Below are 13,063 nucleotides of genomic sequence, written 5' to 3'. Positions count from 1 at the left end.
CAGATCCATAAGCTTTTAATTGTTAATTTGGGAAACCAGAATGCTATTGTGTCGACACTTACGTATTTAATTAGTCGCACGCATCTTTTTCAAAAGCAGCCACTGGTCACTGGCTATTTTTTCAAAAGCAGCCACTGGTCAATGGCTATTTTTATCATGTGAAGCCATCTGCTCACCAGTAATTTCATCAAACGCAGTCATCGTGAAGTTGAAAAATATCATCAAAGGCTTAACTCCTCCCTTGGTTTTTTCTCTCTTGAGAAAGGCAAGCCGGTCGTTCGGGAGCAACGGGATCATTCCCAATAAGGGAAAGTTTGTCGGAAATTATTCAACATTTGAAGAAGCTGCCAGACACGCCAAAGGTTACGGGGACGAAGCCATCGTTAATAAGGTCAGGGATGCCCTGTTACAGGTGAAAAACGAGACGGGTAAATATGAACGGGATTCAATCCTATTCGACAAGATTTATTATGACTGGCCGCTCCTGGCAATCTTTCAGCATGTTGCGGTACAAAACGATCTGAGGCTATCAGTGGTAGACTTCGGCGGTTCTTTGGGTAGCACCTATTTTCAGAATATTCACTTCTTAAAGCACTTGAATAGCCTACAGTGGAAAGTGGTCGAACAGAAGTCATTCGTGGAAAATGGGCGGCAATATTTCGAAGATAAAAACCTCCGGTTTTTTCACACTATAGAGGAAGCACTGGAAATCCAACCTACCAATATTTTACTTTTTTCGGGCGTCTGCCAGTATCTGCCTAAACCATACGATGTGCTGGACTTTGCATTGTCTTTAGGAATACAAAACCTGGTTTTTGACAGGACGTGTTTCATCAGGGATAAAGCTGATAGAATCACCTTACAACTTGTGCCGAGTGCCATGTATTCCGGGTCATACCCATGTACGTTCTTCAATGAAGAACAATTCTTGCGGAGAATCTCCGAAAAATATGAACTGATCGCAGATTTTGACAGTTATGCAGATGTTGGGATATACCTTCAGGATGGTAAAAAAGTTTATTGGAAAGGCTTCTATTTTAAATTGAAGCCCTGATATTTCCGATTAACTGCATTGCGAAATTCGGTTCCCGCGATGAATTTTCCTGGAAATTGCCTGGGAAAATTCACCGGTCAGTTTTTTAATCTATCTTGGCGAACCGACACCAACTACGACAACCTGTATGATTGAACACATTAAAGACGGTGATGAATTGTTAGCAATCATCATATCGAGCAAGTTCTCCAAAACCGGTATTGAATTTTTTACGCCAGGCGACTTTTCACAACAACTCGGATATATGAACCGACCAGCCGGCTATAGGATTGATCCCCACATACATAATCATATTGAACGTAAGGTTACCTTAACACAAGAAGTTTTGTTTATCAAATCAGGAAAGGTAAAGGTTGATTTCTACAATAACGAAAAGACATATCTATTTAGCAGGGAATTACAAACAGGAGACGTTATTCTTCTTGCATCCGGCGGTCATGGATTTGAGATGATGGAAAATTGCGAAATGATAGAAGTGAAACAAGGCCCTTATTCAGGAGACGCGGATAAAACTAAATTTTAATTAAGGATCTCTAAGCCATGACATGGCTTACAAAACCACTCTTCACCGAAATGCACAACCGTATCTTAACCTAAGTCGATGGAAAGGACCAGTACTAACTTTCAGGCATACGGCAAGTATTATGACCTGTTATATAAGGACAAAAATTATAATGCGGAAGCAGAGTATGTATTTGACCTGATAAAGAAATACGATCCGGAAGCAAAACATATTCTTGAACTGGGTTCAGGTACAGGCAAACATGCCAGGTTGCTGGCGGAACAGGGATTTAAGATTCACGGTATCGAGAGAAGTAGTGAGATGGTTGAAATAGCTCAAAAACTCCCGTCGGAAAACATCAGTTATGAAATAAATGATATCAGCTCTTTTTCGTTGGCAGATCAGTTTGACGTCGCCATTTCATTATTTCACGTTATAAGTTATCTCACCGATAATGCAGACCTCTTAGCTGCTTTTGCTAACGTTGAACGACACCTGAAACCGGGCGGAGTCTTTATTTTTGATGTCTGGTATTCACCAGCGGTGTACCATCAGAAGCCTGAGACAAGGGTTAAAAGACTTTCTGATGATACAGTAAATATTGTACGCATTGCTGAGCCGGTGATTCATCATCGTGTCAATATCATAGACGTTAATTATGAAATAATAATCGAAAATAAAGCGGATAGTAATATCAGGATATTCAATGAGAAACATCCCATGCGTCATTTCAGTGAACCTGAAATTGCATTGCTTGCATCAGCAGTGGGTTTACAGGTAATTTCAGCAGAGGAATTTATGACAGGCGAAACTCCGGGTGAAAATACATGGGGAGTATGCTTCATTTTACAAAAACAAAATCATGTCTAACCCTGTTCCAGTAAATACTCCAAGCCTCACCGGGAATGAATTGAAATATTTGTCTCAATGTATCGAGACAGGCTGGATATCGTCCGAAGGGCCTTTTATCACTGAATTTGAAAAAAAGTTCAGTGACTATATCGGAACTGAACATGGTGTTGCAGTTTCGAGCGGTTCAGCGGCACTTGATATTGCTGTTCAGGCTATTGGTATCGGTGAAGGTGATGAGGTCATCATGCCTGCATTCACCATCATCTCTCCGGCACAGTCTGTTATTCGTGCCGGTGGTATACCCGTGTTGGTGGATTGTGATAAAGATAGCTGGAACATTGATGTATCCAGGATTGAATCAAAAATAAATTCCAGGACAAAAGCTATTCTCGTTGTTCATATTTATGGTCTCCCCGTTGATATGGATGCTGTGATTGCCATTGCGCGAAAACATAATCTGAAAGTTATTGAAGATGCGGCGGAGATGCATGGCCAGACGTACAGAGGAAAAATGTGTGGTAGTTTTGGCGACATTTCTATTTTTAGTTTCTATCCTAACAAACATATAACAACCGGTGAGGGAGGAATGCTGATGTGTAACGATCCTGTTCTCGCATCAAAATGCCGGAAATTGCGGAACCTGGCATTCGAGCCGGAGGGCAGAAGATTTATTCATTATGAGCTTGGTTGGAATTACCGCATGACGAACATGCAGGCAGCATTGGGTCTGGCCCAACTAGAGCAAATAGATACCTTTGTCGCTAAGAAAAGGGACATCGGAAAGTTCTACCAGGAGAATTTAAAGTTCCTTGAAAGCAAAGGATTTATGCTTCCGGTTGAGACGACTGACTATGCAAAAAATATCTATTGGGTTTTTGCTTTGCTTGCTCCTTCGCAAAAAGAAAATGAAGACCTGACCTTATTTCTTTCGAAGAAAAAAATTGGTACACGGCCCTTCTTCTGGTGTATGCATGAACAACCTGTTTTTTTACAAATGGGGCTATTTAAGAATGAGTCTTACCCGGAGTCAGAGAAAATTGCCAGGAACGGGTTTTATCTCCCCAGTGGACTTGGGCTGACACAGGCAGACCAGGAAACAGTAGTCAGCGCAATCAAATCATTTTATGAATAAGTTAAGTATTGGAATTATACTTAAGGAGGGATATACCCCGGAGCTGGGGGGCGGGTTTTCCTATTTTGATTCTGTTGTGGAAGCTATTGACAATTATGAGTTTCATGAAGATCTTGACTTCAGCTTTATAAGCTTCACTCCAGTTGCACATGCGAAATTTAAAAAGAGGATCGATTATATAAACGTCCAGGACTATTTTTCGTGGAATGAAAAAATGATCTTCCGGTTAACTAAAAGACTCAAAAAGAATTCATCTTTTTATAAGCTGAATATCATAAAAGCACTGAAGACAAAACTCACTAACCGCGAGAACAAGTATCTCCGGGATGCATTGATAGCAAAGAAAATTGACATCATTTATAACATAGTTCCCTTTGCGCAATTTTTGGATTATCCTTTTGTTGAAACGCATTGGGACATTGGCCATTTTAGCATGTTTGCTTTTCCCGAGGTAACGATGAATGGCGTATTTGAAAAAAGAGATAAATACTACTCGCAATGGGTCTCAAAGGCATTTGCCATTTTTTGCGAATCAGATGCAGGAAAAGAAGAATTGCTTAGCTACAAGCCCATAAACCCTGAAAGAATTTTTGTTGTTCCGATGTTTGCAGGAAAAATTACCGGGCTGAATTTGGCAAAGGAAGTTATCGACTCGATTTTGCTCAAATACGACCTGGAGTCAGATAGATACTTTTTTTATCCCGCGCAGTTTTGGTCCCATAAGAACCATTACGGACTATTGGTTGCATTTAAGAAATTCACCAAAAAATATCCAGGGATAAGGATGGTATTTACAGGTTCCGACAAAGGGAACCTCGGGTATATAAAGACAGTTATCAAAGAACTTGAATTGGAGAATGAAGTAGTGTTGACCGGCTTTGTATCGACCGAAACATTATATGCCTTTTATAAAACAGCAATTTCCCTGGTAATGGCAAGTTATCTCGGACCAACAAATCTGCCGTTGCTTGAGGCACAGGCAATTGGATGTCCGGTAATTTGTAACGACTTCAAGGGCCACCGTGAACTGCTGCCGTCGGGGTCAAATATTTTCGTTCCGACTGGTGATACTGAAAGCTTATCTCAGGCTATGGAAACTATGCATAATCTGAAGTCGCCCAGAACAGGCATTAGAAATGAACGTTTTACCAAGGAAAATTGTATGAAAAGTATCGAAAGTGGTTTTCTTCGCATCAGAAATGCCCGCAAGTTATTTGGCTGGAACTTCAAACAATATTAGCAATGAGTGGATTACAAATCTCCTGGCTAACGAAGCACTTCCAAAGGTTGTTTGCGTAAGGCCTTTGACCGGCATGATTTTAGAGTATATTTGTAAAATATGGGCTGCGATGACGATTAATTTACTATTTTCAAGGACTTTCATAATAAATTTGCTATCCAAACAATCTTGCAGTCAATGCCCTTTTTAAGTGTCATAATTCCCACTTATAACTGCGAAAAAACTGTCGGGAATTGCCTTCGTAGTCTTGTAAATCAAACTTTTCAAGACTTTGAAATTTTGATCATCGACGGTCTGTCTACTGATAATACACTCTGTCTCGTAAAATCGTTTCTTGAGCAGAATCCTGGTCTTGATTACAAATTTATCAGTGAAAAGGACAATGGGATTTTCCATGCAATGAATAAGGGTGCAGCGCTTGCCAGTGGCAAATGGCTTTATTTTCTTGGCTCGGACGACTGCCTGCATAGTAACGACATATTTGCCCAGGTGAAACAAGGGTTGTCAAAATCAGACTCAACCGATTTTTTTTATGGTAATGCATTGATTGAAGAAACCAAAGCGATATATGATGGAAAATTTGGTTTGCGCCATTTACTGAAGTCAAATATCTGTCACCAGGCCATATTTATTAAAAAGACATTATTCGAAGAACTTGGACCCTTTGATCTTCGATTCCAGGTACATGCGGACTGGGACTTTAATCTCAAGGTATTCCTGGCGGGGAAAGAAAGACAATTTTCAGACTTACTGATAGTCCGTTATAGCAACCAGGGATTTAGTTCTGGTAAAAGGGACATTCCTTTCGAAGAGAAAATACGTCTTATCAAAGCAGACTATTTTCAACATTTCAGGAACCGGGTTAGCAGCAGGATTCATCATCTCAAAAAGCGAATCTTAAAATTTATATTGCTCTAAATCGCGCGTTTCGAAAACTCATTGAGCTCAAAGTCACCCATAACATATGGAGGTACTTGCAATACCTGCACTGAGGAAGACTTCATTATCCGATCAGTAATTTCCTGGCCGGTAATGCTTGCTATGCTCTTTTGAGAGTCGGGGTTTACCAGGATCAGATCGGCGTCCATAGCTTCAGCATACTTCAAAGAGGCAATTGGCAGATTATCTCCTTCGAGGCTTTTATGCTCAATTGCTGCTGTACACCCGAATGTTTGAAGGGTTTCAAATGCTTTTAAAACGGCATGGGATGGATCGATGAATTGATTATTACTAACGCTTGATGTCACCAAATGAATCCTCGCAGACTGGGTTCTCGCGAGTGTTGCTGCAACTTCAAGTTTTCTGACAGGCACCAGCTCCTCCACCGGAACAATGATTAATCTGATACTGCGATCTTTTACTCCAGGGTTTACCTTTAGCACGGGGCAGCTGGTTAAGGTTGCAATTCGCCCCGGAGATGTCATATTTAGTAATGAAAACACTTTTTGCTCATTGGCTTGCCCGAGAATGATAAGGTCGATTTCAAGGGCTTTTGCTTTTTTCACAATAGTGTCCTCAATGTCTCCTTCCACAAGCATGGTCTCTATACTGGCATTTGTCAGTGTGTTTTTATAAATATCTGATCTCAATTTTTGCAGCCTGGATATTTCCCGCTGATATCTTTCTGCCTGGTCAATTGATGGATCTTGCATCCCTGCTGTTGCCCGGGATCCAGAAACGGCATTCATAATGTGCAAAAGATAAACAGAGAGTTCATCGTGGCAGGACAATTCTACAGCTTTCTTAACCGCGATATGCGTATTTACAGTAAAGTCTATCGGCACCAGGATTTTTCGAAGTTCCATAAGATTAATTTCGTGAGTGAATATCACCAACAATGCAGGCATAGCGAATGTAGATCGCAGATATTAAGCCCGGGTTATATTGATATTAGAATCCGGTTAGAATTTGAATTAGGTTGTACATTAATGCGCCCAATGTTCTAAACCTGTCTCATGATGTTGTAACTTTTCATTACAGAAAGATTCAACGCTTAATCTCAGTTCCAAAATGAAATACTTGTTTGTTGTATTGGTGATCTTGTCGTTTTGCTTTTCATGCAAAACGGATAACCGGGAAAAAATGCTTGCAGAGAAAGCCGCTCAGCTGGATGCGAAAGAGCGGGAACTTGAGCTGAGGCAGCAGTCGCTGGCACTAAGAGAGGAAGAATTGCTAAGGCAGGAAAGACTGATAGACAGTCTTAACACGCGGGCTACTGCTGATAGCCTCAGTGTTTTGCATCCCGGCCTGGCTGGATTGTACAACGTTGCCATGCGTTGTATAGAAACCACTTGCGCGGGGTCGGCAATCGGAGATACTAAGTCTGAACAATGGCAGTTTAGTCTCGCTGATAATATGATAAACGTAAACGCCATAAGTAATCAGCAAATTGTCAGGGTATATAAGGGACGGTATGTTGGCAATATGATCGAACTTGTTGTGCAGGCAGATTCGGTCAGCGCTTTAGCGGCCGGTACCATTACAGTTAAATTGGAGCAAACGAGTGACAATCAAATGAGAGGGTCCCGTGAAATTATGCGGCAGGATAATTGTCGCATTGTCTACGATCTCAAACTGCAAAAACAATAATCGAGTTAATATAATCACGCACCATGGTGTTACTAACGGGTCTGGATTTTACTTTGCCTTTCAAGAATCCTGTGATAATATTTTCGATCGTATTATTCATTATTCTATTTGCACCAATACTGCTCAACAAACTGAAGTTTCCCCCTATCATCGGGCTTATTCTCGCTGGGATCATCATCGGGCCTTATGGGTTTCAATTGTTGCTCCGTGATAGTAGCATTGTATTATTTGGTACTGTTGGCTTGTTATATATCATGTTTACAGCGGGGCTCGAGATAGACCTTGAGGAGTTCAAAAAGAACAGGATAAAAAGTTTCATTTTTGGTTTATACACCTTTTTAATTCCCATGGTACTTGGTACTGTGGCAGCATATTATTTACTGGACTTTCAGTTGCCGACAGCCATTCTCCTCGCAAGTATGTTTGCTTCACATACCTTACTTGCTTATCCTATAGCAAGCAGGTATGGGATTGCGCGTTCACGCGCCGTTACCCTCACAATCGGAGGTACGATCATTACCGATATATTGGCGCTGTTAGTGTTGGCGGCGGTAGTCGGAATGTATGGAGGGGAGATAGGTTCCGCTTTCTGGTTAAAACTTGCCGGGTCATCCGCTGTTTTTGCTGCTATTGTTTTTTTGATTTTTCCAATTATTGCCAGGTGGTTTTTCAAAAATTTTGAAGACAATGTTTCTCAATACATATTTGTGCTTGCCATGGTTTTCCTTGGTTCGTTTTTAGCTGAGGCTGCAGGTCTTGAAGCAATTATCGGCGCATTTCTTTCCGGACTCGCCCTTAATCGGTTTATACCCCATTCGTCGCCACTCATGAACAGGATCGATTTCGTTGGGAATGCACTTTTTATTCCCTTTTTTCTCATCAGCGTGGGGATGCTGGTAGACTTTAAAGTATTGTTCAGTGGACCGGGTGCGCTGAAAGTAGCGGGAGTGATGACAGTTATGGCAGTGACCACAAAGTATATTGCTGCATGGTTTACGCAAAAAACGTTTCGGTTGTCCGGTACCGAGAGACAAGTGATCTTTGGTTTGAGTAATGCCAGGGTAGGGGCTACCCTGGCGGTCGTACTGGTAGGCTATAATGTTATCCTCGGCGAAACGGCTTCTGGTTTACCTATTCGTTTGTTGAATGAGGACGTGTTAAATGGAACGATCATTATGATTCTGGTGACATGCATTATAAGCTCATTTGTAGTAGAAAAAGGTGCGAGAAAAATAGCCCTGCAGGAGGCAGAAAAAGTAACCATTTCAGAAATTGATGTGCCGGACAAGATCCTCATCTCACTTGCTTATCCTGATACCGTAGCAGATCTTGTGGACCTGGCATTACTGTTACAACCAAATAAGCGGAAAGCCCCGGTTTACGCATTGCATGTTGTCGGAACCAAAGAGGGGGGAATAAACAAACAAACAACGGGCAAAAAGATGATGGAACAAGCCATCGAACGGGCCGCGGCTACGGATAACAACATAACGCCTATCTCGAGGTATGATCTCAATATAAGCAACGGCATCGTCAATACTATCAGGGAATATAATATAACGGATGTAATTATCGGCTTGCATAGGAAGGCTAAGGACGGGCATGCATTTTTCGGCCCGGTAACTGAAAAAATTGTGGATGGTACAAGCGAAAGTGTTTGGATTTATAAACCAAATCAACCTCTGAATACACTAAAAAGGATAGTAATAGCTGTGCCACCAAACGCTGAGTATGAGAAGGGATTTGCACAATGGGTGACGAGGCTTCTGAATATGTCGATAGAAACAGGACTTCCGCTGACCATATACTCTGGTGAAAAAACTTACAGGCTTGTCGGCTCTATCAACCAGGCTAATAAAACCCAGGCAGTAGTCAATCAGGTAGCATTTGAAAGTTGGGAGGAGTTCCTGATTTTCACCCGCGAGGTAAAAAATGATGATTTGTTTGTAATCATTTCATCACGTAAGGGGTATCTGTCATACATTCCCGAAATAGAAAAACTGCCGAAATATCTGGTAAAGTATTTTTCTGACACGAGTTATATCCTTATATATCCCGGTCAGGTTGAAGATATCTCTAATGCCGATCTAAAACCGCTTACTGATAATTCAGAGGCGCTGGAGAAGGCAAGTGAATATGTAAAGAATATCTTCCGGAAGGATCATTAATATTTCGCCTTTATAGAACTATTATTTAAGGTGACTAATATACCTGGTATGAAAAAATCTCCCGGTGCTCCCAGGAGATTTTTTAGAATCCAAATCACGGTTTAAGGTAATTTCATTTCCCTTTATCAGACGCTTCCTGGTTGGCTAAGCTTTTCCTTAAAATGTCAAGATATTTCTTTGCGTCCTCGTTACCCGGGTCAAGTTCAAGCAGCTTTTCAAAATAAAGTATCGAATCATCAAAATCTTTATCAATATTAGCTTCATATGCTGCCAGGTAGCCGTAGGCCTCAATCAGATGTTTTTTGTTAGTGTCGTCGGCTGTATCTTTTTCAGCTATCTCAATTAACTTCTGGTAGTGTGGGATTGCCAGGCCTTTTTCCATTGTACTATCTATCGCCGTATTGGTTCTGGCCGCCCAGTAATATCCGAAGGTCTGATCCGGGTAGCCTTGCTGGTACATTTTAAATATGCTGTCAGCCGCTATATAGTCAGATGCCTTGTAGCTCGCGATTCCCCAGTTAAACAAATCGATGTTCCGTGGGGAGGGATTATTGCGATGGTATTTCCCAAGCCATAAGGCCTCCTTTTGAAAATCTCCGCTTTCATGATATAAGTCTGCAATTTTTTTATAGTAGTCCAGTGCCTTCACAGAATCGCTCTCCATTGCCAGTGCCCGTTGATAGTACGTGCTCGCGGAATCATCCATTCCCGGCAACGAGTCATAGATTTCCGCCATTCCTTCGTAATCTTTAACAATAAAGCCAGTATCTGTTTGTACATCGAAATACCGGTGCATATAGGCAAGCGCGCTATCCGGTTTCTTCAGCTCTTTATAACTATAGGCAATTAACTTCAAAAGCCTCGGCTCCACGTTTGTTCCAGCCATATTCATAAGCTTGTTTGCGTTTTGCAGGGCTGAATCATATTGTTGCGATGCGAACATCAAATCTGTGATCATGTAATCGTGTTCAATGCTTTTATCAGTTGAAGCGATGTATTTTCTCAGGTAATCCTGTGCAACATTTACATCCCTGAAATAATAGTAATAATACAGGTCATACAGCGCAGGGGCATAAAGGGAGTCGATGGAGACAGCTTGTTTAAAATATTTGAGGTACATGTCTTTGTTGTCCTGCGAAGTGAATATTTTTCCGATTTTATATATGGCTGCTACATAATTTTTGTCTTTTTCTAAAGCGTTCTGGTATGCCCGGTAAGACTCCGAACCATTTCCAAGTTTACGATACAGGTCCCCCATCGTAACATATAAGGCAGGGTTTTTCTTATCTCTTTTCAACGCTTTGTTTATCAATGCCAGGCCATATGCCGGATCTCCGGCCTTAGCATCCATTTGAGCTTTGGCTACGGCATGCAGGACAGCTGGTTTTTTTTCTCTTGTTTTCTTCAGCGCATAGTCAAAATTGGCCTTTGCTTCAGCTTTGTTACCCTCTCTTAAATGGATGTGACCCAGGGCGGCTTTCAACAGCGGGGTGGAAAGGACTTCGGCAGGGGCAGACAAAAGCTTTTGCTTTGCTTTGGCTACACTATCTTTCGCGAGATAGATCTGGGTTAGCGAGTACCAGGCATCACCGTCATTGGGGTTACCGGTCAGAATTGCCTGAGCCTTATCTTCAGCGCTCTTGTATTTCTCGTGATAAATATCATTCGCTACGTCCTGGACCGACTGGCTGAATAAGCAGAGTTGATTCAACACCAGCATACCCATTAAAAGAATAAATTTCATATGAGATCGTTTTAATAATTTAATAAAATGTTATGGCTCTACTTCAAGTACCTGCAATCTTGAGTTCATTAACAAGAGATCCGTAATGTGTTTTCCGGTAAATGTAGATATACGTGTTTCCGAGTCAGGATTAACCAGGATCATGTCAGCAAGGATCAGCTGGGCATATTTCAACGAAGCATTTGCCAGGTTTTTTCCTTCTAACTCTTTATGCACGATAGGCAATGAAAATCTGGTTGCTTTCAGCGTTCTGTAAGTGTGCAGAACAGCCTGCGAGCAATTGTTGGACATCATCGCACTTTTTCCTCTAAGCGTTACAAGATGAACTTTCGCGTGGAATTTATTTAACAAACCCAAAAGCAGATCAATCTTACTCAGCGGTATTAAGTTTCCGACTGGTACAACGATAGACCGTATTTTTTGATCAACAGAACCTGGTTTTGCCATGAGAACAGCACAATTGCCTGACCGCGCGATTACATTTGGCGAAACCCGGTTAAACGTAGGCAATACGCTCTGGCGGTTGTGCTTAGCCAATATAACGAGGTCACACTTTAATTCCCTGGCTCGCTGAGCTATACACTGTTCAACATTGCCTTTCATAATGGACGTGTAGACGTTACCGTTAGCCGGCATTTGCTCCATGATTCTATACCGTAGTTGTCTTAGCTTGTTCGTTTCGACCAATGTGAAATCTATATTGTTCGACGCCCTTGTATTCCATGATGACACCAGTAACCTTCTGTAATGAGAGACCGGGCCGATCACATGTAACAAGTTAATCACCGCATTTTCGGGATCCAGCATGTCTATTGCTTTCTTTAAAGCAATATCTGTATTCACAGTAAAGTCAACAGGCACTAAAATTTCTTTAAAAACCATATATCCCGGTTTAAAGCAATCGTAAGCAGATTGCAAATACTGAAAGGAGTAAGTTACATCGCCTCTATTAGGTGGGGATTACAGGCAAATTAGAATTCAATTAGATCAGGTTAAGTTGAAGAATTCAGTACGATAATTTATTCTTCTGAACAAACAAGCAAAGTTTGAAAGGATTCTGATCGATAAAAGTGTTTTATTGCTTCCAGAATTCCACCCGCCCCTATTTCCTTGGAGATATGGCTGCGGGGCAACATAGAAACCGCCTCAATCAATTCTCCCTCTGCATTGCCAACTACAACACCGTTGAATCCACATTTAAACATTTCCAAATCATTCAGCGTGTCGCCAGCTACCAGTGTTGTATCCGGATCTGCCTGCAAAAAATTGATCAACAATCTTAATGTACTTCCTTTGTTTACGCCTTTCGGTAAGATATCCAGGAATTTGCCGGCAGAGTAGATCACATCACAGTTTAAATTTTCCGCAGCTTCACGGACGCCCTTGATCACATATTCATCACTGGCATAAAATGAACATCTCCGTTGTTGCGGAACTTCCTGGTATTTAAGGCCCGCAAAGTCTCTGACAGCCTGCCTGATTTCGATATGGCCGGGCCATTTCTTTTCTATTTCTTGCTGTATTGGTTCTATCGGGTCCAATGTGTAACCATTTACAATGGTTGCGCCCACATCACAAATGATAAAGTCAGGCTTAGGAATAAAGGGATCATCTAATAAAGGAATGACTGTGTCAAGTCCGCGGCCCGTTACGAAAATTAATACGATGTCCGGATCACTACGGATCATCTGATAGAGTTGTTGCTTGTGAAATCTTTTGCCTGCTAAAAAAGTGCCGTCAAGGTCAGTTGCTAATATCATCGTTTATATTTTCGAACTTACC

Annotated in this window: 12 protein-coding genes; 8 read left to right on the top strand and 4 right to left on the bottom strand. The window is 41.5% G+C overall.

The genetic code is table 11. The features are described from left to right. Positions 1 to 202 precede the first annotated feature (202 nt). From ACX0G7_RS07605 to ACX0G7_RS07580, 6 genes are all read left to right on the top strand, one after another. Positions 203 to 1,054, top strand: coding sequence for a methyltransferase, TIGR04325 family (locus tag ACX0G7_RS07605; protein WP_458922842.1), 852 nt, complete (start codon positions 203 to 205; stop codon positions 1,052 to 1,054). 127 nt (positions 1,055 to 1,181) lie between these two features. Next, positions 1,182 to 1,577 carry a cupin domain-containing protein gene (locus ACX0G7_RS07600; RefSeq protein WP_458922841.1) on the top strand — a complete coding sequence of 132 codons (396 nt, stop codon included), beginning with the start codon at positions 1,182 to 1,184 and terminating at the stop codon, positions 1,575 to 1,577. Positions 1,578 to 1,655: 78 nt separating this feature from the next. Further along, on the top strand, positions 1,656 to 2,426 hold the full coding sequence (locus ACX0G7_RS07595; protein WP_458922840.1) for a class I SAM-dependent DNA methyltransferase: 771 nt from the start codon (positions 1,656 to 1,658) through the stop codon (positions 2,424 to 2,426). Then, the gene (locus ACX0G7_RS07590) at positions 2,419 to 3,540 is read left to right on the top strand and encodes a DegT/DnrJ/EryC1/StrS family aminotransferase (protein WP_458922839.1); all 1,122 of its coding nucleotides are present in this window, start codon (positions 2,419 to 2,421) and stop codon (positions 3,538 to 3,540) included. The genes ACX0G7_RS07595 and ACX0G7_RS07590 overlap by 8 nt, the downstream gene beginning before the upstream one ends. After that, complete coding sequence (locus ACX0G7_RS07585) at positions 3,533 to 4,780, top strand: glycosyltransferase (RefSeq protein WP_458922838.1); 1,248 nt, start codon at positions 3,533 to 3,535, stop codon at positions 4,778 to 4,780. Before ACX0G7_RS07590 ends, ACX0G7_RS07585 begins: the two co-directional genes overlap by 8 nt. A 177-nt stretch (positions 4,781 to 4,957) precedes the next feature. Further along, the gene (locus ACX0G7_RS07580) at positions 4,958 to 5,698 is read left to right on the top strand and encodes a glycosyltransferase family 2 protein (protein WP_458922837.1); all 741 of its coding nucleotides are present in this window, start codon (positions 4,958 to 4,960) and stop codon (positions 5,696 to 5,698) included. Here the strand turns inward: ACX0G7_RS07580 and ACX0G7_RS07575 are convergent. Next, the gene (locus tag ACX0G7_RS07575; RefSeq protein ID WP_458922836.1) at positions 5,695 to 6,585 is read right to left on the bottom strand and encodes a universal stress protein; all 891 of its coding nucleotides are present in this window, start codon (positions 6,583 to 6,585) and stop codon (positions 5,695 to 5,697) included. The two genes, ACX0G7_RS07580 and ACX0G7_RS07575, sit on opposite strands and share 4 nt — an antisense overlap. A 205-nt stretch (positions 6,586 to 6,790) precedes the next feature. Between ACX0G7_RS07575 and ACX0G7_RS07570 the strand changes: the two genes are divergently transcribed. Together ACX0G7_RS07570 and ACX0G7_RS07565 are read left to right on the top strand one after the other, a co-directional pair. After that, positions 6,791 to 7,369, top strand: coding sequence for a hypothetical protein (locus ACX0G7_RS07570; protein ID WP_458922835.1), 579 nt, complete (start codon positions 6,791 to 6,793; stop codon positions 7,367 to 7,369). Between the two features lie 23 nt (positions 7,370 to 7,392). Continuing rightward, on the top strand, positions 7,393 to 9,537 hold the full coding sequence (locus tag ACX0G7_RS07565) for a cation:proton antiporter domain-containing protein (protein ID WP_458922834.1): 2,145 nt from the start codon (positions 7,393 to 7,395) through the stop codon (positions 9,535 to 9,537). A 112-nt stretch (positions 9,538 to 9,649) separates the two neighbouring features. Here ACX0G7_RS07565 and ACX0G7_RS07560 read toward each other — a convergent pair whose 3' ends face one another. From ACX0G7_RS07560 to ACX0G7_RS07550, 3 genes are all read right to left on the bottom strand, one after another. Continuing rightward, positions 9,650 to 11,281, bottom strand: coding sequence for a tetratricopeptide repeat protein (locus tag ACX0G7_RS07560; RefSeq protein ID WP_458922833.1), 1,632 nt, complete (start codon positions 11,279 to 11,281; stop codon positions 9,650 to 9,652). A gap of 30 nt (positions 11,282 to 11,311) precedes the next feature. Then, positions 11,312 to 12,163 carry a universal stress protein gene (locus ACX0G7_RS07555; protein WP_458922832.1) on the bottom strand — a complete coding sequence of 284 codons (852 nt, stop codon included), beginning with the start codon at positions 12,161 to 12,163 and terminating at the stop codon, positions 11,312 to 11,314. Between the two features lie 137 nt (positions 12,164 to 12,300). Beyond that, the gene (locus ACX0G7_RS07550; protein WP_458922831.1) at positions 12,301 to 13,041 is read right to left on the bottom strand and encodes an HAD-IIB family hydrolase; all 741 of its coding nucleotides are present in this window, start codon (positions 13,039 to 13,041) and stop codon (positions 12,301 to 12,303) included. Positions 13,042 to 13,063 lie beyond the last annotated feature (22 nt).

It is taken from the genome of Flavitalea antarctica (genome assembly GCF_054461535.1).
Note: the sequence above shows the minus strand (reverse complement) of the source record. Positions and strands in the feature narration are given on the sequence as shown.

Bases quoted from the DNA above. Each gene is read 5' to 3' on its own strand.
- ACX0G7_RS07600 (WP_458922841.1), top strand. From the start codon at position 1,182: ATGATTGAACACATTAAAGACGGTGATGAATTGTTAGCAATCATCATA.
- ACX0G7_RS07595 (WP_458922840.1), top strand. From the start codon at position 1,656: ATGGAAAGGACCAGTACTAACTTTCAGGCATACGGCAAGTATTATGAC.
- ACX0G7_RS07590 (WP_458922839.1), top strand. From the start codon at position 2,419: ATGTCTAACCCTGTTCCAGTAAATACTCCAAGCCTCACCGGGAATGAA.
- ACX0G7_RS07585 (WP_458922838.1), top strand. From the start codon at position 3,533: ATGAATAAGTTAAGTATTGGAATTATACTTAAGGAGGGATATACCCCG.
- ACX0G7_RS07580 (WP_458922837.1), top strand. From the start codon at position 4,958: ATGCCCTTTTTAAGTGTCATAATTCCCACTTATAACTGCGAAAAAACT.
- ACX0G7_RS07575 (WP_458922836.1), bottom strand. From the start codon at position 6,585: ATGGAACTTCGAAAAATCCTGGTGCCGATAGACTTTACTGTAAATACG.
- ACX0G7_RS07570 (WP_458922835.1), top strand. From the start codon at position 6,791: ATGAAATACTTGTTTGTTGTATTGGTGATCTTGTCGTTTTGCTTTTCA.
- ACX0G7_RS07565 (WP_458922834.1), top strand. From the start codon at position 7,393: ATGGTGTTACTAACGGGTCTGGATTTTACTTTGCCTTTCAAGAATCCT.
- ACX0G7_RS07560 (WP_458922833.1), bottom strand. From the start codon at position 11,281: ATGAAATTTATTCTTTTAATGGGTATGCTGGTGTTGAATCAACTCTGC.
- ACX0G7_RS07555 (WP_458922832.1), bottom strand. From the start codon at position 12,163: ATGGTTTTTAAAGAAATTTTAGTGCCTGTTGACTTTACTGTGAATACA.
- ACX0G7_RS07550 (WP_458922831.1), bottom strand. From the start codon at position 13,041: ATGATATTAGCAACTGACCTTGACGGCACTTTTTTAGCAGGCAAAAGA.